This is a genomic window from Oscillatoria sp. FACHB-1406, from assembly GCF_014698145.1.
Taxonomy (GTDB): domain Bacteria; phylum Cyanobacteriota; class Cyanobacteriia; order Cyanobacteriales; family Spirulinaceae; genus FACHB-1406.
Genome location: NZ_JACJSM010000003.1, coordinates 96,555 through 118,948, shown reverse-complemented (window position 1 = coordinate 118,948; position 22,394 = coordinate 96,555). Strand labels below are relative to the sequence as shown.

The window sequence follows — 22,394 nt, the reverse complement described above, 5'->3', positions numbered from 1 at the left end:
TCCAATAACATTGCCATTGAGCATCGAGCCGGACTTCCGTAAATTTCCTTAATTAGTTGCGCTGGTTTCATGCAGGGGTTAAGCTAAGGGATGTTTGCAAGTTTGTCGCCGCAAAAACTTTCCAGGCATTGCCGAAGCTCGATCGCTCCAGTAGCCCGCTCTCCTCAATCTGTAGTATGCAGCTTAGCTCAAGGCTCTATAGAAAATCCACTAAAAGACAATATTTTTAGAATTTATTTAGATTCGCTGAAATTCCTACCAGAAAAGGTTTTTAAGATTGTTTACGGATTGATTCAAATATTGTCTTTTTCTTGAATATTTGCAATCTTTCCGCGATCGCCCTTAACGTGAAAGTAGGGTGTGTTAGCGAAGCGTAACGCACCATCTTGGTATGTTATGGCGCGTCGAAAAATCTTTTCCTTTTCCAATCGCCTTTCAAGTGAAAGTAGGAGATGTTAGCACTAAGACGGTGCGTTACGGCGCAATAAAATATCTTTTCCTTTTTTCAGAGGTTTAGCTTGCGCCTAACGCACCCTACGAAAGAGCGAACGTAGGGTGTGTTAGCGAAGCGTAACGCACCATCTGGGTACGTTATGGCGCACTGAAAAATCTTTTCCTTTTTCAATCGCTTTTTAAGTGAAAGTAGGGGATGTTAGCACTAAGACTGTGCGTTACGGCGCACTAAAATATCTTTTCCTTTTTTCAGAGGTTTAGCTTGCGCCTAACGCACCCTACGAAAGAGTGAAAGTAGGGTTAGGACTGGGAAATTCAGATGTATCTAACCCGTTTCAACGGGTTTCAGCTATTAGCCAGGAACTTGAGTTCCTGGCGGGCTAAGTGTTTCACCTTAAGTTGACACGAATGAACAATGTGGCTGCCCTCTTCGGGAATCGTGCAAAATCAATGAGAATTGGTATAACGCACCCTACGAAAGAGGTTTATTGATTGCCATATCAGCGCTACATCGCGAAGAATAATCGCCGGTTGGGACGTTGTATGCAGCCTCTCTACCTCAAACAACCGTCGAACTAGAATCTCGAGTCAGCGGCGGTTCTCCCCAAACTTCAACTTGGCTGAGGGTATGTTGAGAGAGCGGATAAAAACGCAGGCTATCTTCGGCAGACTTATAGCGTTTTTTCAGGCGTTTTTGTAGTTCTTGGTATTGGGCGCGCTCGAGGATGCACTCAAAAACGGAATATTGCACGCGGGTTCCGTACCCTTCCAGCAAATCGGCGATTTTTTTGCGCCGTTTGTCGCAGGGAATATCGTAAGCGATTAAATAAAACAGCATTTCAGTTGGGACATCGGGTAGGGTGGGCAGCGCCCACCAGCTAAGACTTTGGTGCATTTAGAAACGTATATTCACATTTCAAGTAGCGCTATATCGCGAGCAATCCGATAAAACAGCATTTCAGCGAATCGAGTAAGGGCAGTAACCCAAACTGGGTTGATAAACGAATTGTTTGAAAGCTTTGACTTGTTGCAGCAGCAAATCCCAGCGCGGTTGCGGTTCGCCGTCGCGGTTTTGAACCGTTTCTTCCATTCGTCCGACGAAGGATTTGAGGTATTTTTTGCGCCCGCTATTGTTGAGGAAACAACCGCCGTCTCGATGCTCGAAGTCTTGACTGGCGTTGATGATGCGCTTGTTAATCAGCCACAGCACGAGGGAATCGACGAAGGGGGCGCGGAATTCTTCGAGTAAGTCGCTGGCGAGGGCGGCGTGACGTTCGCTGCTGTGGTGGAGACACGCCCAGTAAGGATCGAGTCCTTGGATTTCAATGAGGGCGAGGAGGTGATTCCACAGGACTTGGTAGCCGAAGCTTAGAAGGGCGTTGACGGGGTTTCCGGGCGGGCGGCGAGTGCGGGCGACGAATTCAAAGTCGTTTCCTTGCAAGCATTCGCTGAAGGCAGAAAAGTAACTTCCCGCTCCTGCGCCTTCGTAACCGAGGAGTTGTTCGATACTGTCGGCGCGACGGGCTTTGTCAATGAGGTAATCGAGACTTTGTACGGTTAGCCGGAGGCTTTCGCGGTTGGGCTGACGGGCGTAACGCTGGAGTAAGGTGCGACTGTTGCTGAGTTTTCCGGCGACGATGGCGCGGGCGACGCTCAAACGTTCGCCGAGAGAGAGTTCTTGTTGGTAGCGGGCGAGTTGCCGAAATCCGCGATTAATGGCGACGATGCGCCCGTAGCAGTAGCCTTGGCGCGAGAGGTAAACGATGGGAATGTCTCGCCACAAACAAGCGCGGATGGCTTGGGTTGTCATTTGCGATTTGCCGAAAATGAGGACTTGTTCGAGGTGGGGGAGTTGGATTTGCGCGAGGATTTCTTTTTGTTGTTTGACGAGGAGAAGTTCTTGTTGCAGCGCAATGTAACACCCCTGTTGGGAGATGTAGAGGGATTTCATTGTTGGAGGTTTAAAGATTGGCTGAGTTGAAGCGTTGCAGAAATTCTGTCCATTGCTACGGACAGAAAATATTGGGCTGGGAGTGGGGAGAAAGAAGGAAGAGCGGGTTGCTTTTAGTCAACAAACTTTGGAGTCGGGGAGAGGTTGTTGGAATTTTACGAAGTTAACCCGCTCTATTCAGTGAAGGTTAGGCGAATTCGAGCGTTGCTATTCCATCTTGTTTCTTGGGCGGGTGGAAAGCTCTTCTTCGCTCGAGTTAGAAGCCCCTGGGTTTCTGACTATCAATCGGGGAGTTATCCCTCGTCCCAGCTTTCCTGGGTATAACCGAGTTCTGATGCTGCATCCTGCTCTTCGGGCGTTAGTTCTTCCCAGTATTTATCATTAGAGTCGGGTGCATCATCTTCTTCTTCCCAACTATCCCGATTCCAACCGAGAACTCTCCAAGCGTCTTTTTCTTCGTCACTGAAATCGCTCCAGCTTAAATCGTCCCAAGTGTCGCCCGGGTCGCCTTCCACTAGCCGAATTCCTGTCATGGCTTTGACCTCCAAAAAGGGATAAGTTTACTTGAAGTTTACGCTAGTTTAACGATTAATGAAATGTTTCCATTTAATGTTTCCATTCAATAGGTTTCTCCAGCGAGTGGAGAACAACATAAAAGAATATTTGAAGGAAGGTAAACTTCAAGTTTCCATTCAATAGGTTTCTCCAGCGAGTGGAGAATCGCTCGCATCCCTTTGCCGGGAGAGGTTGTCCTCGTTCTTTGTTTCCATTCAATAGGTTTCTCCAACGAGTGGAGAATTGTTGAATCAAATTGCAGAATCCTTTTTCAATAAAGTTTCCATTCAATAGGTTTCTCCAACGAGTGGAGAAGGCTACCCTCTCAAACCTGCTCCTGGAGTGAATTCCAGAGGGCGTTTGCGAAGGATAGCTTTATTGTACCTCCCCAAGCCCCTCAGCAAGTCTTAAAAAATAGCGAAATCCCAGTCTCAGAGCGGTATCGAGGGATAGAACGAAAGAATGCGGGTTTCAGCGATTTTCCGGATCCCTCGCAAACCGATGATACAAAATCGAGTTTCCAGCTTTAACGCCGATCTCGCCCTTCTCTCTCTTCAAAATGCTGTATCCCTTGCTGTTGCGTCCATCCGCCCAAGGTGTTGATGCTTTGAGAGCGCAACAACCAAGCGACAACGCGGTCGCCGAGGGTACAAGCAACGAAGGTGGAGAGGACGATGAGAACGGTGTTAGTGATGACTAAGGCTAAGCCTAGCGGCGCAATTAGGAGTAAAATTAGGGTAATTGCGCCGTTGATGCCGGAAACGACGATGCTACGCACGAAAGCCGCACGATTGGATAAGTACATCGCAGTTATTCTCCTGGGTGGGAATCTTCTGTGCTTTACTGTAGCCTGCTGAAGGGAGGTTGGCTAGAAAAAGGCAATATTTTCAGTTTATTTTTGAACTATGCTACAAGCCTTACTCAAAGAGGTTTTATGCAATTTTTAATGAAATTTAAAAATATTGTCTTTTTTATAATGGTAGTTGAGGGGGAAAAGGGACGCGATGAGAGATTTGGTGGGCATTGCCGATTTTTTAGCGTTTTTCCTTGAGTTGGGAGCCAGAAACGGCAAGACTCACCCTACTCATGACTTGGTTTCCCTCACCCCCAGCCCCTCTCCCAATCGGTGGGAGAGGGGAGAAAGAACAGTAATATCTATCTTGCTGGCTTCTAATTCACATTAGGCGTAATTACGAATTACGAACTACGAATTCCCCCCGCGCCCATGTCCAAACCGAAAACGAGCGATCGCGTGATGGTGCTAATCGCTACTTTAATTCAATATCCCGGTATCGGTAGCATCGATCCTCTCGCGTCCCGGGGCGACAACCCCCAGCACCACAATGCCTTAGAACTTCTCGCCGAACAGATGCGAGTCGTTGCGACATCTTTGCATCTCAATTGGCCTTCCGATTATCCCGCTACCCCGACGCTGCGAAAAGATTTAGAAATGCTGCGCGATTGGGGAATTCTCGATCGCCGGATGTACCGTTGGGGCTACTATCTCGGTACGGGGGCGATGACAAAAGCTGAATTTAAGGTAGCGTTCAACGCCCTCGAATCCCTAGCTAAATATCAAGCCGATCCGCAAGTTCGACGAATTTATCAACGTTTAGAACGGCGCTTGCGCGGTTTTGAATTTGGCAATGAGGGCGATTTTTTCTATCCAGTTCGACAAAATCTCAATCGGGCTGTCGATCGCACCGATCCCGTCGAAATGATGGAACAAAAAGCCTATCGAAAAACTTTATTTCACTGCATCGATACGCTCGAAACCGCAATTATTCAAGGTCAAGCGGTGGAATTGTTTCGCCACAGCAGCCCCCACAGTAATAAACATTTAGGGCCGCAATCGGTGTGGCCGTTGCAATTATTTTTTTACAACACCAGTTGGTATTTATTGTTAGAAAATTGCAGCAATGGAAAGATATTTACCGGAAAAATCGTGCGCTACCAAGACCGCTGCGAGGTGCTGACGCAAGCCGGACGCGGCATCGAAGCCCAAAAACAAAGTCTCGATCGCGCACACAAGCTGTTAGAAAATGGGTGGGGTTTGGATTTTGGCAAAGTAGAAGAACAGGAGTTAGAGCTACAGGGAAAGCTGCCTTTGATTGAGATTAAAGTGCGTTTTTTTCCGCCAGCGAGTGAGTTTATTTCTGAGGGAGAATTGCGCCATCCCCGCCAACAATTGCGACGCGGCCCGAAGAATAAGGAGGGTCAGTTGGAATATTTGGATTATGCGATCGCGCTGCCGCAACGTTCTATCAAAGAGTTCGGCAATTGGCTGCAACGTTACATGGAAAACGTACAAGTTATTTCGCCACCGGAATTAATCGAGCAGCACTGCGAGTCGGCGCGGGCTTTGTTGCGACGCTATCAGGAGAATTATGAATGATGAGTGATGAATTATGAATAGTGAATTGTGAATGATGAATAGTGAATTGTGAAGGGTGAATTGTGAATGATGAATGATGAATTGTGAAGGGTGAATGGTGAATTATGAATGGTGAATGATAAATTGCGATAAGTAGGAGGGTGTAAAAAAAGTGCGATCGGATTTGTAGGGGCAGGTTTAGCTAAAACCCTTACTATGAGGTGAATTCAGCAGTCAAAACCCGCCCTCTTCAAGTTAAGGTTATTTTCGTCAACTCGGCTCAATTTTGGATGAGATGGTGCGTTACGCTTCGCTAACACAACGTCAGTTCGGGTTAATTTGGGGTGAGATGGTGCGTTACGCTTCGCTAACACACCCTACTTTTGATTCTATATGTCCGCGCTAGTTGAGGGCTTCAATAACGGGCGTTCCGTCTCCTTTCACCCACGCCAAACAACCGATTTGGCAGGCGCGTGCGTAGCTGCGAATTGCTTCGGGTTCTCGCCCGCCTAAGTCGAGTTCCACCCGTACCAAACGCTCGGAGTCTCGACGAAGCTTTTGGGCGTAAGCGAAGGCTGCGGTGGCGGCTTGAGGAACTTCGGGTATTACCAGCCAATCGATGCGCGGCGGTTGTTGGGGGAGTTCGGGCGATGAGAGTAAGCAGGCGTGCAAGTCTTCGAGGTTGAGGGCGAAACCAATCCCAGGAGAACTTTCGCCTCGGGGATTGTAGAGTCCTAATAAGCGATCGTAGCGGCCGCCGTTGCCGAGAATTCGCCGATTTTCGGTGTTAATCACCTCAAAAACGATGCCGGTGTAATAGTCGAGGGTTTGAATTAAGCTTAAGTCGAGCGTTACTGAAATGGGTACGGCGCTGCCATTTTGTAGTAAGTCGATCGCGGATTTGAGCTTGCTGACGATTTCTTGTCCGGCGGGATCGAGTCCGAGACTGGCAACTTTTTGCAGGACTGCCATCGGTTCGCCGCGCAAGTCAAATAGCATCAGGGCGCGATCGCGGAGTTCTGCCGATAGGGGCAGTTTCTCGAGGGCAATGCGATCGAGATTGGCCAAACAATAGCGGATTTTACCTTGTACCGCGATCGGAAAAGTCCCCAAGAGCGATCGCGTTAACTCCGCTTCCCCTAAGATCAAATGCCAATCCTGCAAGCCCAAATTTTGCAAGCATTCAGCCAGCAACAGCAAGATTTCTGCATCCGCTAGCACGCCCCCCGCGAATAGCAGTTCCACCCCAGACTGATAAAACTCGATCTGTTGCCCGCGCGCTTCGGGTTGCCGCCGAAACACATTCGCGTTGTAATAAAGTCGCTGCGGAAAGCCTTCATCCGCCATGCGCGTTACCGCCGCCCGCGCGATAGAAGCTGTCAATTCCGGACGCAAGCCCAACGTCCCTTCCGAACTATCTTCGAGTTGCAGCACCGTCGAACGTTGAATTGCCCCTCCCGCCATCAGCGTTTCCATCGATTCTAACGTTGAAGTGACGATACGCCGATAGCCCCAGCGATGAAAAACTTGTTGCAAGCGATCGGCAATCCAGCGTTTTTGTACGACTTCAAGCGGTAGTAAATCTCTGGCTCCTGCCGGAGGTTGATGACTCATTTTTAACTTACTTAGTGATGAATTGTTGACGATCGATCGCGGGTTATTCGTTACTGGGGACGAAATTTTTTTCTTCTCGCCCCCTTTACCCCTTTATCCCGTTTTTTACAGCTTGAGGAAGTCCGCTGCGGCGTTATTTTTTCTTATCGCCTCGAAAAAGCCCGCCAAACAAGCCGCTCTGCTGTTTACCCTTCGTTTCCGCCGGTTTCTCTTGAGCTTTCGGAGGCGTTTTCGGAGCCGCCGCTGTATTCCCCCCCGTAAGCCGATCTAAGGCTTGTTTTCCTTGAAGGGCTAAGGGATTATTCGGATCGGCTGCCAGCGCTTTATTAATATGAATCTTAGCCATTGTCGCTTGATTCTGTTTGAGATAGCACAAACCTAGTAAAGCATGACCGGCGCTGTTGTTCGGTTCGAGTTTGATGCCATCCCGCAATTCTAATAGTGCTTTGGCATAATTTTTCTTCTCAATATATTCTTGAGCGCGCCGGATATAAGCTTCTGCTGGAGAGGATTGCTTCGGCGGAGGCGGGGGCGGCGCATCGGCTGGTTTTTTGCTGCCTTGACTCGAATTGCCCGCCCCAACTGAACCGACGGGCGTGCGAGCAACTTGTCCTTGTTTGCGAATCAAATACACCATATTGAGTTCGCTTAACTGCCCGGTTGCTTCAATGCAATGAGCCAAACTTTCGTACTGCGACGAAGCGATTTGTTTGATCGCACTTTTATAGGAAGCATCGAGACTTGCGGGCGGCGTTTTTGCAAGTTGTTTGGCGATATCGCTCTCGAGGGCAACTTTTCCCGATTCTCCGGCAAGGCGCTTTCCGGTTTGCTTCAAAACCAGTTCGTACTCGCTCGCCGTGGCGGGTTTTGATAGCAGTTCGTAAGCGGGGTTAACGAGTTTAGATAAAAATTCGCTCGCCTGTTTCTTTTCCGCATCGTTTTTCCCTTTTAGGGTATCGGGATGCAAGTTACGAGCAATTTTGAGATACTGTTTTCTGACTTGTTTGGGATCCGAATCGATGGGCATTCCCAAAATGGCATAGTGATCGATGAGATCGTATTTAAATAGTCCGTGCTTGATAGAAAAAGACATGGGGGTAATGTCTGATGGTGGTAATCGCAGGCTAAGGCTAATTAATATAAGTATGTCCTAGATCGAGCGGGAATGCTCCTACTTTCATAGGCCAATTAAGGTTTACTCCATTGCGCGATCGCGGGAGTTTCGGCTAGAGCGCGCGAAAGGGCAGAATGAATCCCGCCATTTGTTGCCAGAACCCGCCCGGAGTCGATATTTAAAGGACTTTCATCGTAAGCGGTAACTTTGCCGCCCGCTTCTCGCACTAAAACGACTCCGGCGGCAATATCCCAAGCTTTAATCCCTCGTTCCCAATACCCGTCGTAGCGCCCGCAAGCGACAGCCGCTAGATCCAGCGCCGCAGAACCGGCGCGCCGCACGCCTTGGGTTAAGTGGGTAAGATAGCAGAATTCGGCATAGTTATTATCGGAGGTTTCGCGGCGATCGTAAGCAAAGCCGCTGGCGAGCAAACTTTTTTCTAAGCTCTGAGTTTGGGAAACGCGGATCGGGCGGCGGTTGAGGGTTGCCCCTAATCCGGTTGCGGCTTGAAAAAGCTCGTCGGCGAAGGGATCGTAAATGACACCGATTTGCGGTTCTCCGGCAATGAGTAGGGCGATGGAAACGCAGGCAACGGGGTAGTTGTGAGCGTAGTTGGTGGTTCCGTCGAGGGGATCGATCGCCCACAGGTAATCGCTGTCAATGTTGCCTAATTTTCCCGATTCTTCGGCGAGAATGCGGTGTTCGGGAACGTGCCGCCCTAAAACTTGCAAAATGGCGGCTTCGGATTGTTTGTCGGCTTCGGTGACGAGATCGCCGCCGCCGCCCTTTTCTTCTATGTTTTGCAGTTTGCCCCGACAGTCTCGCAAGACTGCTCCGGCAGCTTGGGCGGCGATGGTGGCAATTTCGAGAAAGGTTTGGAGTTGTTGCGGCTCTTGAGTCATTGCAAGGGTTTCTGGGGAGGTTTTGCAGTTCGGGGTGGGGAGGGCGCTTTGAGCTTGCGAAATTCGTCGGGGGTTTGACGCAGGGGTTGGGCAGGGTTCCAGATTCCGTAACCCATGACTCTAGCATAGTCTTGGGCGCGCTCTAGGCGATCGCGGTACTGAGAGCGATCTTGCCCTCGCGCTAAAGCATATCCCCGCTCGACTAAGATTTCGTTAAGCAATTTTCCGTCCTGCCAGACGTAGGCTAAGCGCCGATTGTAGGCATCGGTTCCCACAATTTCGAGTTTTACCGTCGCGCGATCGCCAAGCCAGGTTTTGAGAGCTTCTCGTGCTTCCGTTCCCCACGGTTTTTGCCCTAAGTCGGGGGCAGAAATTCCAGCCAGTCGAATTGGCTCGAGAAAGGCGGGTTGCTTTCCGCTCGCGGTTACTTCTACGGTTTGCCCGCTGACGACGCGCTGTATTGTAACGGGCGTGCCGAGCGAGGGAGGACTTGCTTGACAAGATGCAATAAATATGATAATGAGAATCCCGATCGCGAGTTGCCCGCAGAACCGTTGTCGCGATCGCTCAATCTTCATCCAGGGGCAAACCGACGCGCACTCTGCCTTTTCCGAAATAGCGCCCGAACTGAAGCTCGTAAACTTCATCTTCATCTTGAGTTTCGACCACGAGATCCGATCGCGGATAGCTCACGCACAGCAGGGCGTAGCCTTGTCGTTGCAGTTCGACAGAAAGCCCCATCGCTTCCGGCTGGTAGATTTCGCCGCTCAGCACTCGCACCGCACAGGTCGTACAAGCGCCATTGCGACACAAAAAGGGAAGTTTGTAGCCTTGGTCTTCTGCCGAGGCGAGGATATAGCGATCGCGTTCGACTTCGAGGGTATGTTCTACCCCCAGGGCGCGATCGTGGATTTTTATCGTGTAAGAGGTTTTCATACCTTAATTTTAGGGCAGTTCCGACAATTTTTCGTCAGAGGCGAACAAAACTGTCCGAAGTTTGCTATAATAGTAAATCGCGACACCTGGAGAGGTGGCCGAGCGGTTGAAGGCGCAGCACTGGAAATGCTGTTTAGGGGTAACTTTAACGAGGGTTCGAATCCCTCCCTCTCCGTTTCAAAGAAGGGACGTTATCGATAACGTCCCTTCCCTAATACTTAACGATCGCCGTATCGTCCTATCGGGGATACTTGGGCTTAAAAAGCCAACGCTCCGCCCGTACCGCCGCAACGCCCGCCGTCACGAGCGCAATTCCCAATACTTCCGGTAGGCTCACCCCTTCCCCCATTGTCAACCCTCCTAAAACGGCGGTTAACAATGGTACTAGCGCGTCAAACGTCGAAGCCCGCGCCGCACCCAGCAACGGAATCCCAAGATTATTAACCAAGTAGCTCAACAGACTTAGCCCCGCCAAAATTAACGCCCCAATCCATACTTCCGGCTGCTTTTGCGGCGCGCCATTCATGCTCCCCTGTACGAAAGGTAAACTTATCGCTGAAAAAATCAAGATGGTTAAGAAATTGAGCGCGCTCAGCGGGATGGGATGGAGTTGTTTCGCGCTGGCTTGAACCAGCAAAACGTAGAGTGCAAAAGCGATTCCCGAACCAGCAGCCGCTAAAAAACCGTAAAGTGAGATGGCGCTCGCTCCGAAACTCGAACCGACAGCGGCGATTAACGCAACTCCCGCTAATACTCCTACGGCTGCCCAAGTGGGAATTAATCGAAGTCGCTCTCTAAAAAATAGCCACCGGAGTAAGAGGACAAGGATGGGAAAAATAAAGAAGATGCTGACGGTAACGCCTGCCGTTAGGCGACCGAAAGCGAGGTAAATTAAAACCTGGGATACGAATATCAAAAATCCGCTCCCAAAAACTTGCAGTTGTACTTTGCGATCGCTAGATTGCAAAAAACGCTTGAGATCCGCCCAAGTTTTGGGATACAGAGCGCTTGCTAAAAACAGCATTCCCAGCATCACAAAAAACATTCGCACAAACAGCAGCCAAACGGCATTGCCCACCGTCGGCGAAAGGTAACTTCCCCACTTCAGTATCCCGCCCAAAATCTCGGACGGTTCGGCTTTAAAAATAGTACGCGCTACTATATTTTGAAGCGAGAAAGCCAGCGAGGAGATCGCCATTAAAATCAATCCCTGTCTGACTTGCGCCCGGGAGACTTGAATCGGGGCGGGCGGCTGGGGAACGGGTTCGGGCGGGCTAAGTGGTTCCGAGGGAGTAAGGTTTTCGGGCGGCAGCGCGGGGCGGGGACGCGGAGGCGGTAAAGGCAGCGGGGTAGGATTGGGAGCAACCGCAGTCAGTTCGCTCATTTTCGCTTCTAATTCTTGCCGCAAGCGTTCGACTAACGCTTCGAGAATTGTGGTTCCCTGCTGCTCGAGGCTGTGCATCTGACCGAGTTGTTGGGCGAGGTAGCTTTGGTAACTGCTTAAGTCTTGTTGTAAGGTTTGAAAGGTGGCTCTTAAAGTCGAGTCGAGGGACGCGATCGCGCGATAAGCATTTTCGTTATATTCATCGAGTGGCGGCAGTGCGGGCAAGGGTTCGCGATGCTGAGACGATGTTGTATCGAGTTGTTGCCGCAAGGCATCTTGCAAGCGATCTGCGATCGCAGGTGCAATTTGACTGGCGAGTTGTTGCTGCCATTCGAGTTGCTGGACTCGCTTGGCTTCTAGTTGTTCGGTTTCGGAAAGCAAGCGGTCTTTTTTGGCTTGCAGTTGCTCGATTTCCCGAGCGAGTTGAGCAATGACTGTTGTCTTGAGATTTTCCATCTCCCGAACCACGTCTTGCAAGCTTTCTGCCGCCGCGCGATCGCTAGAATTACTGTTTTCCGGTTGGTTGTCCAATTGCTCCATTGCCTTACTACTTAGGATTGCCAGTTAACCGAAGCCTTAACTCCCGTGCGACTTTCTTTAGGAGTATCCGTGGAATTTTACTAACTGAGTTGGGTAGGATGTGTCAATTTCCTGTTTAAGAAAGGTGTACTTCTAAGATCGCGCTAAGGAATTCCATCAGACACAATCTCGAATCGCGTTTGGAGATGCTTCGAGGTTTCCGGGTTCTCTGCTGAAAGCATACAATCTTTGTTCGCTCTTTTATCGCGATCGCCAACGCCGATCGCTTATAAAAATAACCCACGCAGTCCGATAAAGCCGATCGCGCTCAATCCTACAGCAACGGGCAAGGTGATTGCCCAAGCCAGCGCGATCGATTTTAAGGTCGAAAAACGTACCGATTTGCGATCGCGCAGCAAGCCAATCCCCACAACCGCACCGACTAAGGCATGAGAGGTGGAAACGGGTAAAGCCGAACGCGAAGCCAGCAAAATAATGGTTGCGGTGGCTAGTTCCGCACAAAAGCCGCTGCTGGGTTGCAGGGCGATAATTTGTTCGCCCACAGTTGCGATCACCGACTTCCCTTGGACGGCTAAACCCGCCACCAAACCCATTCCGCCTAAAACTAAAATCCATAAGGGTATGGAAAGAGGCGGGTGAGGGACGGATTGCGTTTGTAAGATGTACGCGATCGCCGCTAGGGGCGCGATCGCATTTCCCACATCGTTAGAACCGTGGGCAAAGGCCACAAAGCAAGCGCTCATCACCTGAAAGCGTCCAAACGATTTTTCCAAGATGTTTCCCTCTCCCGATTCTGCGCCGGTTGCCGCTGCTTTACGCAGCCCGCGCCAGTTAAACGCCGCAAAACTCACCGCCGCTATCCCTCCTAAGCCTAAAGCTAAGGAATGCGACGGGAGAGCAATTTCAGAAAATGGTGCTTTTGTCAAGAGAGTCGGAAAAACAATGACCCCAAAAATCGCAAATAAAATTGCACTCAACCAAGGAATCCACTCTTGAAGTTGAATGAGGGGGCGATCGCTCTCGAGAATCCAGCGGCGAGCGATCGCGTAAAACAATGCTGCCACCGCACCGCTTGCGATCGGAGTCAGCAGCCAACCCAAGGCAATTTGTCCCAACTCGCCCCAATGGACTGCCCCCGGGCCGGCAGCCACCCAACTAAACCCCGCGATCGCGCCAACCACCGCATGAGACGAAGCCACCGGCAAGCCCAGTAGCGTCGCCACCTGCAACCAAATTCCACAGGAGATCATCACCGCTACCATCCCCAGCAACAGCGTTTGGGGGGAATCCTCAAACAGCGCCGGATTGACAATTTCTGTCGCTAAAGCCGACGAAACCGCCTGCCCAAACGCGATCGCGCCCGTTAACTCCAGAATCCCCGCCAGCGTCAGCGCTTGCCGCAGCGTCAGCGCCTTCGACCCCACCGAAGTCCCCATCGAGTTGGCAACATCATTCGCTCCTAAATTCCAAGCTACAAAGAGCGCCAAAATCGAGACGAAAATTAATTGAAACTCAGGCATAATATTCAGGGATTCGCAACAGGGACGCAAACGGCAAACAGAACAAAAATACAGCAACGAGCGAGCGAATCCATTCAAACTAACATCGATCCAACAACTCGAGTGAAATATTTTTTCTTATCCGATGGCTGGACGGTCGGTCGAGTCTGGGAATTCGGCGGACTCTGGAACGAAAGCGTTTGGCGGCGCAGACCGGAAATTCAGAAACTCAACGTCGGCATTGTCGAACAAGGCGAAACGCTTTGGCTGTATCAAGTTGAAGATAACATTCTCATGCTCGAGGTCAAACCGCCCCTCGGCGGCGCGGCTGAAAATACCTTCGGTCAAGTCGTCCTCAAGCGCTTGATTGTGGCTGAAGCCGCGATCGCTCGCATCGCCGGTTCCGAAACCCTCGTTCGTCCCCCCGCGCTGTAAAAAGTTAAGGGAGCGATCGAGCCAAAATCGCCCTCCCAACTCCCGCCACAAAGGGAATCAAACGCGATCTTCAGGTCGAGCTTGCTTGTGGTAGGATAAACCAAGCAAGAAACGCGATCGACTTATCTTCGATAAGTTGCGGAATTCAACAGAAGCACAATTCTCCGGCATTAAGCCGCGAGAATCGTCAAACTTCTTCAATATCTAATCGTTTGAAAGTATCCTCGACTCGGGCAAGCTCGAGCCGACTCCATCGGGAAATCCCCGGAGCGCGAGCGATAGAGTCAAGCCGAGCGATAAAAAAAACGCCTAGTAAAAAATTAATTCTCGATAGGAGGAGCGTAGTCGATGGGACTACCTTGGTACAGAGTCCATACAGTCGTCCTGAATGACCCAGGTCGCCTGATTTCAGTCCACTTAATGCATACCGGCCTCGTTGCGGGTTGGGCGGGTTCGATGGCTCTTTACGAACTCGCAATCTTCAACCCTAGCGATTCCGTACTCAATCCCATGTGGCGGCAAGGGATGTTCGTTCTTCCCTTCATGGCTCGCTTGGGAGTAACCTCTTCTTGGAACGGTTGGAACGTCACTGGCGAACCTTACAACAACCCGGGTTACTGGTCATTTGAAGGCGTTGCCATCGCCCATATCGTCCTCGCCGGTCTTTTATTCTTAGCCTCGGTTTGGCACTGGGTTTACTGGGATTTAGAGCTCTTCAGAGACCCCCGCACGGGCGAACCCGCCCTCGACCTGCCCAAAATGTTTGGGATTCACCTGTTCTTATCCGGTCTTCTCTGTTTCGGCTTTGGAGCCTTCCACCTCACCGGTCTTTGGGGACCTGGGATGTGGGTTTCAGATGCTTACGGGCTAACCGGTCACGTCGAAGCCGTTGCGCCCGCTTGGGGCCCGGATGGGTTTAACCCCTTTAATCCGGGCGGTATCGTCGCGCACCACATCGCCGCCGGAATCGTCGGCATTATCGCCGGTTTATTCCACCTCACCGTTCGTCCTCCCGAACGGCTGTATCGCGCGCTGCGGATGGGGAATATTGAAACCGTTCTCGCTAGCAGTATCGCGGCTGTCTTCTTTGCAGCTTTCGTTGTCGCTGGCACGATGTGGTACGGTAACGCTGCCACCCCCGTTGAATTATTCGGCCCCACCCGCTATCAGTGGGATCAAGGCTACTACCAGCAAGAGATTCAGCGTCGCGTCCGAGCCGATATCGCTTCGGGCAGCACGCCATCGCAAGCTTGGTCGAATATTCCCGATAAACTCGCTTTCTACGACTACGTGGGTAACAGCCCTGCCAAAGGTGGTTTATTCCGCGTCGGTCCGATGATTAACGGCGACGGTATTCCTCAAGGTTGGGAAGGACACCCGGTTTTCAAAGACAAAGAAGGTCGCGAATTAACCGTCCGTCGAATCCCCAACTTCTTTGAAACCTTCCCCGTCGTTATGACCGATGCTGAAGGAGTCGTGCGCGCTGATATTCCCTTCCGACGCGCTGAATCGAAATACAGTATCGAGCAAACTGGCGTAACCGTAAGCTTCTACGGTGGCGCATTAGACGGTCAAACCTTTAAAGATGCGCCGACGGTGAAGAAATTCGCCCGTCAAGCTCAACTCGGCGAACCCTTTGAGTTCGACACCGCAACCACCAATGCTGACGGGGTATTCCGCACCTCGCCTCGCGGTTGGTTCACCTTCGGACACGCAGTTTTTGCACTGCTGTTCTTCTTCGGACATATCTGGCACGGCACGCGCACCCTCTTCCGCGATGTATTTGCTGGGGTTCCTGAAGATCTCGACGAACAAGTGGAATGGGGTTTGTTTGCTAAACTCGGCGACAAAACCACTCGCGTCAAAGCTTAAGCTGGCTTGACTTTAAAGAGATTACCCGTTCGTGGATAATCTAGCCTTCGGATGAGTAGGGGATGCTGTAACGGCTGCTTCTGCCTTGTCCGAAGGCTTTTTTGTGGGGGTAGAAGTTTAGCGATCGCTTCTTTATGTTAATTTTTGATTCTGTCAGAACGGTTTGGGAGCGAGGCCGCACTCAAAACTGCTGTATAATCAAATTGAGTCGTGAGGCTAGCCTATCCGGCGCTCGGTTGCTAAGCCAAGTGCGTCGGGAAAATTTGAAGAGAGAGTATTAAAGTATTAGGGAATTAAAACATGGAAAGTGTTGCTTACATTTTAGTTATCGCTGGCGCTTTAGGCGTGCTATTTTTTGCGATCGCCTTCCGCGAACCCCCCCGCATCGAGAAAAAATAAAACTTTAATTTAGCTCGAAAACGTTAATTTAAAGCCTTTAATAAAAGCCTGAGTCGTCTTTTGGGCTTGCTTTCTCTCCACGAGAAGCGCCCCAAAAACGGCTCGAGCTTCTTTTCGATTTTCAGGCTGTTTTGTAGCGAGGCTACTCCCTCGTCTAACCGGGCCTTCGCCAAAGAACTATCATGCAGTGTCCTTCATGCCAGCATAAGGAAAGCCGAGTCCTAGAATCGCGCCCCACTGAGGGCGGACAGAGCATTCGACGGCGCAGGGAATGTTTGCAGTGCAAGCATCGGTTTACAACTTACGAACGCATTGAATTTGTTCCCATTACCGTCATCAAACGGGACAATCGCCGGGAGTCCTTCGATCGCTCCAAACTCTTGCGAGGAATCGTCCGGGCCTGCGAAAAAACCGGAATCTCCCACCAACAGATCGAAAGCTTGGTAGACGAAATTGAGGTTCAACTCCAACAGCAAGTCGGACGAGAAGTAATGACCCAAGAAATTGGCGAGTTAGTCCTTGAAGCGCTGCGCGGTAGGAGCGAAGTCGCCTACGTGCGCTTTGCCTCCGTCTATCGGCAGTTTCAGAGCATCAAAGACTTTATCGAGACCCTCGAAGAGTTGCAAAATCGCCTCGATCGCGCTGAAATGAGCGGTAATTGGTATGCTCCTGTCGCCGAATCGCTTGCCTCGGAACCGCTAACCTCGCCGATTCCTTCTTCCTCCATCGGCTTTTAGGTCGCGATCGCGCGCCCCTTCCCCAGCGACCTGTCCCCTCCCGGCAAGCCGCTAAATCGATCGTGGACTTTTCCTCCAGCGTGTATAATGGGAAAGCTTTCTATAAATGGGGATACTGCGCTTGGCTCGAACACCCGGTCAGTGAGCCTAAACTTATAGAACTTCAGTAAGGAGATAAAACATAGGAAATTTATCGCACATGATCGGTCAGAACACCACCGCTACTAGAAACATTGGCTTTACTCACGAAGATTTCGCCGCACTCCTAGATAAATACGACTATCATTTCAGTCCGGGAGATATTGTACCGGGAACCGTTTTCAATATGGAACCCCGAGGGGCCTTGATTGATATCGGCGCTAAAACCGCTGCTTACATCCCCATTCAAGAAATGTCCATCAACCGAGTGGACGATCCCAGCGAGGTATTGCAAGCCGGAGAAACGCGGGAATTTTTCATTCTGACCGACGAAAATGAAGACGGACAGTTAACGCTCTCTATCCGCCGCATCGAATATCTGCGGGCCTGGGAAAGAGTTCGTCAGTTGCAGGCTGAAGATGCAACGGTGCGTTCTAACGTCTTTGCTACCAACCGAGGCGGCGCGCTAGTTCGGATCGAAGGATTACGAGGTTTTATCCCCGGTTCCCATATCAGCACCCGTCAGGCGAAAGAAGATTTAGTCGGTCAAGATTTGCCGCTGAAATTCCTGGAAGTAGACGAAGATCGCAACCGCCTCGTTTTGAGCCATCGTCGCGCCTTAGTCGAGCGCAAGATGAATGGACTGCAAGTCGGCGAAGTCGTCACCGGGATGGTTCGAGGAATCAAACCCTACGGCGCATTCATCGATATTGGCGGCGTGAGCGGATTGCTTCACATCTCTGAAATTTCCCACGATCATATCGATACGCCTCACAGCGTCTTTAATGTTAACGACGAACTGAAGGTGATGATTATCGATCTCGACGCAGAACGAGGTCGGATTTCGCTGTCTACCAAGCAACTCGAACCTGAAGCTGGCGATATGCTTAAAAATCGGGCGACGGTTTTTGATAGAGCCGAAGAGATGGCAGAACGCTATCGCCAAAAGCTCCTGCAACAGGCGCAGGGCGAAGCTGAGCCGGTCGGATTCTCTGAAACCGCCGAAGAAGAAGTGGAAGATATTCCCGATGCAACGGCGGAAGACGAATAACGTCAATAGGGGATTAGCCCCTTAACTCGCGATCGCGAACAACAAAAGCATCGATTGAGTGCTAATCTCTTAAAAAACCTACGCAAAAGATTTAGAATGCGTAGGTTTTTTTATCGGAATTTAATTAAATAGATTAATTCGGCATTACGGACAAAATTAACAATTAATTCATTCGAGTTTCAGAGCAACTAACTTCAGTTATGGAAAATACATAAATGCGTACCATTGTATTCCAATCTCCTGAATTTATTCAGGGGGTATTAATTACAAATTACGAATTAACAATTACGAATTGGAGCCAAGCGACATGACGCTCTCTCGTACAATTTGCTTGGGTTTTATTGCGGTCATTTTTACAGGCGCGCTGCTGTTAATGATGCCTTTTTCCACCAGCACGGGAGAATGGAACGATCCAATCGTCGCCTTATTTACCTCAACTTCTGCCGTTTGCGTCACCGGATTAGCAGTCGTCGATACGGGAAAAGATTTTTCCTTTTGGGGACAATTATTTATTGCCCTACTCGCTCAAATCGGCGGTTTAGGATACATGACAACGACCACCTTCTTAATTTTACTGATCGGTCGTAAATTCGACTTAAGACATAAACTTGCCATCCAAGATTCCTTCGATCGCCCCTTACTTCAAGGCAGTCGAAATATTATCCGCTCGGTTATTGCCACAACCCTCCTCTTTGAACTTACTGGCATCTTCTTATTGATGACCGTTTTTGTCAAAGATTTTGGTTTTTATCAGGGATTGTGGATGTCCGTATTTCACAGCGTTAGTGCTTGGAATAACGCCGGATTCGGTTTATTGTCCGATAACTTAGTTCAATATCGGTCGTCTGTAATTGTGAACCTAACAATTACAGGACTAATTATATTTGGCGGCATAGGCTACCAGGTTATTATTGAATTTTATGTTTGGTTAGTCACCTTTTTTAAACGCAAGAAAGCAAAATATATTTTTTCTCTAAACTTTAAAGTTGCGACGAGTACGACCATCTTATTATTAATTGTCGGAACGATTCTGATTTTCTTTACAGAATTGAAAAACCCAGAAACGCTCCAACCCCTGAGTAACTTCGACAAGATTATGGCAGCCTGGTTTCAATCCGTAACCAGCAGAACGGCGGGATTTAATACGATTGATATCGGAAAGATGACTTATGCCGGACTCTTTATCACGATCGCGTTAATGTTTATCGGTGCGAGTCCAAGCGGTACGGGCGGCGGCATTAAAACCACAACATTTAGGATTATCGGCAACTGTACTTCTTCAATCCTTCAAGGGAAAGATGAAGTCACAATTTATGGTCGTACTGTTCCGAACCTGCTGATCTTAAAAGCAATTTCTGTCGTTTTTGGCTCGGCAGTCGTCATTGTCCTCGCTACAATTTCCCTATCTTTATCCGAACCCGAAGATAAATTTGAGTTCGTGCAACTCTTTTTTGAAGTCGTTTCTGCTTTTGGAACGGTTGGACTCTCAACAGGAATTACCGCAGCGCTGTCGGCTGGAGCAAAACTGACCTTAGTAGGTGTAATGTATGTCGGCAGAGTTGGCATATTGCTACTAATGTCTGCAATTTTAGGCGATCCGCGTCCGACAATGCTGCGCTATCCGGAAGAAAATCTTTTAGTCGGCTAGAACAAAAAGAAGGAGGGGGAACCACAGCACAGTAAATTCCTTCTACTATCCCAGACGGTAGAGCTAAAATCCTTCCGCCTCTAATAAAGTCATTAAATGCAATCGACGAGGTACGAGCGCTTGCTCCTTCTTCTCGGTTCACTCCGCACATCAACTCATCCGAATGTTATGAAAATACAGCTTTTGCTCCCTCGTTCTTTCTCCTTCTTAACGGCTTGCCTTTTGAGTAGTAGCCTGTTCTCCTCGCTGTCACTAGCGCAATCCGTCCATGCGGAAGTTGCGCCCGCCACTCGAGTCCAACTGCTTGCGAGTGAAAATACGGCGAGTAGCTTAACCTTAATGGAAGAGGATGTTCCTGACAATTTTACCGAACTCCCGCCTGCCCTCCGCGCGCAACTAGCCACTCAAATGCGCGCCATTAGCCAACAACTGGGGGGTGCAGATCTCAATCCCGACAACCTCGCGGTTTTCGTCAACCCGAGGGACTTTCAAATCGTCATGGGGTTCACCAGCAAACTTGAAACTCCAACCGCCCAAGCTGAATTCGATGCCAACCTCAAAAAACTTGAAAATCCTGAAGTCCGAAAGCTGGTTTTAGCAACAATTCAGCAAAAGCTCGCCTCCTTTCCGCTCGGCGACCTGGAAATCAGTAACTTAGCCGTGCTGCCCGAGCAAAATAATCTCGCGAATGCCTCGACGGGCGTAACGCTAGAACTTAAGCTTCAAGGTCAGAGCTTCCGCGTCGATTTAATACCGTTCCGTCGCGACGAGGTGGGAGCCGTCGCTGCTGTGTTTTATGCTAAAGATGGAGAGTCATTAGCGGTGCGTAATTTTGCTGAAAAGCTGGACCGTCGCATCCTCAATCGGTCATAATAACTTTCCTTTCACAGAAAAAATGCGAAATCTAGAGGAGTCCCTTACAATAGAAGAAGCGGAGACAAACGTTTCCGTTCACTCCTCACACCACAACCCGCCCGACTTCGCTCGGGCGGTTCCTTATTGAGGCAATAGCAACTTTAAATATGTCCGATTGTAGCTTAACTACAAAAGGGGAGCGCCTTTTTGCTATGGTAGAATTCCATCAATAAGTTCGGACAATAGTAGGTAAGGATTCATTAAATATGGCAGCTAGCGTTACAGATGCAAGTTTTAAAGAAGACGTTCTAGAAAGCGATGTACCCGTTTTAGTTGACTTTTGGGCCCCTTGGTGCGGTCCTTGTCGGATGGTCGCTCCTGTTGTTGACGAAATTTCTCAGCAATATGAAGGTCGCGTTAAAGTCGTGAAACTGAATACGGACGATAACCCGACTGTAGCTACCCAGTACGGGATTCGCAGCATTCCAACGCTGATGATTTTTAAAGGCGGACAGCGCGTTGATATGGTGGTTGGGGCTGTTCCTAAAACCACTTTGGCAAATACGTTAGAAAAATATCTATAGGTTCGGCGGTTTCTTCAATGAAGAAACGACGTTCAGATGCCTTGGCTGTTAGAGCCAAGGCACTTTTGTTGACTCCGCTCAATTCTTCTATAGATCTTAATACAAACTCGCTTTAAAATATCGCGCCTTTGGTTCACGAGTAGAGAAGCAGTCGTCAGAAAGAGAATTTTATGCCATCATTTCCTGCCGAACCGGAAATTCAATCGCTTGCCAGCAAATTAGCCCAACTGAGCCAAGGCTTGCCCGCGCACGTCCATAATAATTTAATCGAACGGGCGCTCGCGGTTTTAGTCCGCTTAATGGGGGAAGAAGTCGATCGCCTCGATTGGAAAATTTTGACGGCGGCGATGGAAGATTTAGAGGGTGCGTTTAAAGTTTTTTATTCCTACCGCCACATCCGCAAAGTAACGATTTTTGGCTCGGCGCGCACGCCGTCTCACGATTCGGAGTATCAACTTGCCACCGCTTTTGCTCGGTGCGTCGTTCAACACGGCTTTATGGCGATTACGGGGGCGGGCGGCGGCATTATGGAAGCAGCTAATCAAGGCGCGGGACGAGAACAGTCTTTCGGTCTTAATATTCAACTGCCCTTTGAGCAAGGAGCCAATCCCCACATCGTAAACGATCCAAAACTGATTAATTTTAAATATTTCTTTACGAGGAAGTTGTTTTTCCTGCGGGAGAGCGATGCGATCGCGGTTTTTCCGGGCGGGTTCGGCACGCTTGACGAAGTGTTTGAAGCGCTGACACTCTGCCAAACCGGGCGTTACGGGCCGGTTCCGGTCGTTTTAATTGCCGCACCGGATACGGGCTATTGGGAAGAGTGGGACGAATATATCCACGGCCATTTAGTGAAGCGAGGGTTAGTCAGTCCAGACGATCGCAGCTTGTATGCGATTACTCACGATCTCGATGTTGCCTGTCAAATCATCGGTGACTTCTACCGCGTCTATCATTCGAGTCGCTATGTGGGCGAACAGTACGTTATTCGTTTGAACTACGAACTGAGCGATCGCGCGATCGCTCAGTTAAATGAGGAATTTAGCGATATTCTGCGGCGCGGCAAAATCGAGAAAACGCAAGCCTTCCCTCAAGAAAAGCACGACGAAACGCTCGCCCTACCGCGTCTCGCCTTCGAGTACAATCAACGAAATGCGGCTCGCCTCACCCAAATGATTCGCCGCATCAACCAACTCGGAACGGTTCCCCCCGAAGCCGAACACCCAGAACGGAAGTGAGTTATGAATTATGAGTTATGAATTATGAATGAGGAGTTATGAGTTATGAATGAGGAGTTATGAGAGATAAATATATCAATAAAATATATAAATAAATGAATAGCTGATGTCATTC

21 protein-coding genes, 1 tRNA gene and 1 CRISPR repeat array are annotated in these 22,394 nt (G+C 49.7%); of the genes, 11 read left to right on the top strand and 11 right to left on the bottom strand.

The features are described 5' to 3' along the window. Positions 1-1,012: 1,012 nt before the first annotated feature. From cas2 to csx18, 4 genes are all read right to left on the bottom strand, one after another. Complete coding sequence (gene cas2 / locus H6G50_RS04770) at positions 1,013-1,348, bottom strand: CRISPR-associated endonuclease Cas2 (protein WP_347239874.1); 336 nt, start codon at positions 1,346-1,348, stop codon at positions 1,013-1,015. A 63-nt stretch (positions 1,349-1,411) separates the two neighbouring features. Further along, positions 1,412-2,404: a CRISPR-associated endonuclease Cas1 gene (gene cas1, locus H6G50_RS04765; protein WP_190713790.1), complete on the bottom strand. Its 993-nt coding sequence runs from the start codon at positions 2,402-2,404 to the stop codon at positions 1,412-1,414. A gap of 293 nt (positions 2,405-2,697) precedes the next feature. Then, positions 2,698-2,937 carry a hypothetical protein gene (locus H6G50_RS04760; protein ID WP_190713789.1) on the bottom strand — a complete coding sequence of 80 codons (240 nt, stop codon included), beginning with the start codon at positions 2,935-2,937 and terminating at the stop codon, positions 2,698-2,700. Positions 2,938-3,015: 78 nt separating this feature from the next. Beyond that, a CRISPR array of direct repeats spans positions 3,016-3,274; the repeat unit is 24 nt; unit sequence GTTTCCATTCAATAGGTTTCTCCA. 211 nt (positions 3,275-3,485) lie between these two features. Beyond that, complete coding sequence (gene csx18, locus H6G50_RS04755; protein ID WP_199302707.1) at positions 3,486-3,764, bottom strand: CRISPR-associated protein Csx18; 279 nt, start codon at positions 3,762-3,764, stop codon at positions 3,486-3,488. Positions 3,765-4,184: 420 nt separating this feature from the next. Between csx18 and H6G50_RS04750 the strand changes: the two genes are divergently transcribed. Beyond that, positions 4,185-5,354 (top strand): WYL domain-containing protein, encoded by a 1,170-nt coding sequence (locus H6G50_RS04750; protein ID WP_199302706.1) that lies wholly within the window; start codon positions 4,185-4,187, stop codon positions 5,352-5,354. Between the two features lie 381 nt (positions 5,355-5,735). On the opposite strand, the gene H6G50_RS04745 is transcribed toward H6G50_RS04750, so the two are convergent. The 5 genes from H6G50_RS04745 to H6G50_RS04725 all read right to left on the bottom strand — a co-directional run bounded on the left by H6G50_RS04745 (position 5,736) and on the right by H6G50_RS04725 (position 9,899). After that, positions 5,736-6,947: an ATP phosphoribosyltransferase regulatory subunit gene (locus tag H6G50_RS04745; RefSeq protein WP_190713787.1), complete on the bottom strand. Its 1,212-nt coding sequence runs from the start codon at positions 6,945-6,947 to the stop codon at positions 5,736-5,738. 133 nt (positions 6,948-7,080) lie between these two features. Beyond that, entirely contained in the window at positions 7,081-8,040 is a 960-nt protein-coding gene (locus tag H6G50_RS04740; protein WP_190713785.1) for a J domain-containing protein, read from the bottom strand. 95 nt (positions 8,041-8,135) lie between these two features. Next, complete coding sequence (locus tag H6G50_RS04735; protein ID WP_190713783.1) at positions 8,136-8,963, bottom strand: inositol monophosphatase family protein; 828 nt, start codon at positions 8,961-8,963, stop codon at positions 8,136-8,138. Continuing rightward, complete coding sequence (locus H6G50_RS04730) at positions 8,960-9,541, bottom strand: thermonuclease family protein (RefSeq protein ID WP_190714128.1); 582 nt, start codon at positions 9,539-9,541, stop codon at positions 8,960-8,962. The genes H6G50_RS04735 and H6G50_RS04730 overlap by 4 nt, the downstream gene beginning before the upstream one ends. Continuing rightward, entirely contained in the window at positions 9,531-9,899 is a 369-nt protein-coding gene (locus H6G50_RS04725) for a 2Fe-2S iron-sulfur cluster-binding protein (protein WP_190713781.1), read from the bottom strand. Before H6G50_RS04725 ends, H6G50_RS04730 begins: the two co-directional genes overlap by 11 nt. 88 nt (positions 9,900-9,987) lie before the next feature. Between H6G50_RS04725 and H6G50_RS04720 the strand changes: the two genes are divergently transcribed. Then, a tRNA-Ser gene (locus H6G50_RS04720) sits at positions 9,988-10,074 on the top strand. Positions 10,075-10,137: 63 nt separating this feature from the next. Here H6G50_RS04720 and H6G50_RS04715 read toward each other — a convergent pair. Both H6G50_RS04715 and H6G50_RS04710 read right to left on the bottom strand, forming a co-directional pair. After that, positions 10,138-11,823 carry a DMT family transporter gene (locus tag H6G50_RS04715; RefSeq protein WP_190713778.1) on the bottom strand — a complete coding sequence of 562 codons (1,686 nt, stop codon included), beginning with the start codon at positions 11,821-11,823 and terminating at the stop codon, positions 10,138-10,140. Between the two features lie 266 nt (positions 11,824-12,089). After that, positions 12,090-13,343: an inorganic phosphate transporter gene (locus H6G50_RS04710; protein ID WP_190713777.1), complete on the bottom strand. Its 1,254-nt coding sequence runs from the start codon at positions 13,341-13,343 to the stop codon at positions 12,090-12,092. A 102-nt stretch (positions 13,344-13,445) separates the two neighbouring features. On the opposite strand from H6G50_RS04710, the gene H6G50_RS04705 reads away from it, so the two are divergent. The 9 genes from H6G50_RS04705 to H6G50_RS04665 all read left to right on the top strand — a co-directional run bounded on the left by H6G50_RS04705 (position 13,446) and on the right by H6G50_RS04665 (position 22,279). Continuing rightward, positions 13,446-13,757 (top strand): hypothetical protein, encoded by a 312-nt coding sequence (locus tag H6G50_RS04705; protein WP_190713775.1) that lies wholly within the window; start codon positions 13,446-13,448, stop codon positions 13,755-13,757. A 348-nt stretch (positions 13,758-14,105) separates the two neighbouring features. Continuing rightward, positions 14,106-15,629: a photosystem II chlorophyll-binding protein CP47 gene (psbB, locus tag H6G50_RS04700; RefSeq protein WP_190713773.1), complete on the top strand. Its 1,524-nt coding sequence runs from the start codon at positions 14,106-14,108 to the stop codon at positions 15,627-15,629. A 300-nt stretch (positions 15,630-15,929) separates the two neighbouring features. Further along, positions 15,930-16,028 (top strand): photosystem II reaction center protein T, encoded by a 99-nt coding sequence (locus H6G50_RS04695; RefSeq protein WP_190713771.1) that lies wholly within the window; start codon positions 15,930-15,932, stop codon positions 16,026-16,028. Between the two features lie 182 nt (positions 16,029-16,210). Then, positions 16,211-16,765 (top strand): transcriptional regulator NrdR, encoded by a 555-nt coding sequence (gene nrdR / locus H6G50_RS04690; RefSeq protein ID WP_190713769.1) that lies wholly within the window; start codon positions 16,211-16,213, stop codon positions 16,763-16,765. A 199-nt stretch (positions 16,766-16,964) separates the two neighbouring features. Then, positions 16,965-17,954 (top strand): 30S ribosomal protein S1, encoded by a 990-nt coding sequence (locus H6G50_RS04685; protein ID WP_190713767.1) that lies wholly within the window; start codon positions 16,965-16,967, stop codon positions 17,952-17,954. A 307-nt stretch (positions 17,955-18,261) separates the two neighbouring features. After that, positions 18,262-19,602: a TrkH family potassium uptake protein gene (locus H6G50_RS04680; protein WP_190713766.1), complete on the top strand. Its 1,341-nt coding sequence runs from the start codon at positions 18,262-18,264 to the stop codon at positions 19,600-19,602. A 168-nt stretch (positions 19,603-19,770) separates the two neighbouring features. Further along, positions 19,771-20,475 (top strand): hypothetical protein, encoded by a 705-nt coding sequence (locus tag H6G50_RS04675; RefSeq protein ID WP_190713765.1) that lies wholly within the window; start codon positions 19,771-19,773, stop codon positions 20,473-20,475. A gap of 248 nt (positions 20,476-20,723) precedes the next feature. Beyond that, complete coding sequence (trxA, locus tag H6G50_RS04670; protein ID WP_190713764.1) at positions 20,724-21,041, top strand: thioredoxin; 318 nt, start codon at positions 20,724-20,726, stop codon at positions 21,039-21,041. A gap of 170 nt (positions 21,042-21,211) precedes the next feature. Next, positions 21,212-22,279, top strand: a complete 1,068-nt coding sequence (locus H6G50_RS04665; RefSeq protein ID WP_190713763.1) for an LOG family protein — start codon at positions 21,212-21,214, stop codon at positions 22,277-22,279. Positions 22,280-22,394 lie beyond the last annotated feature (115 nt).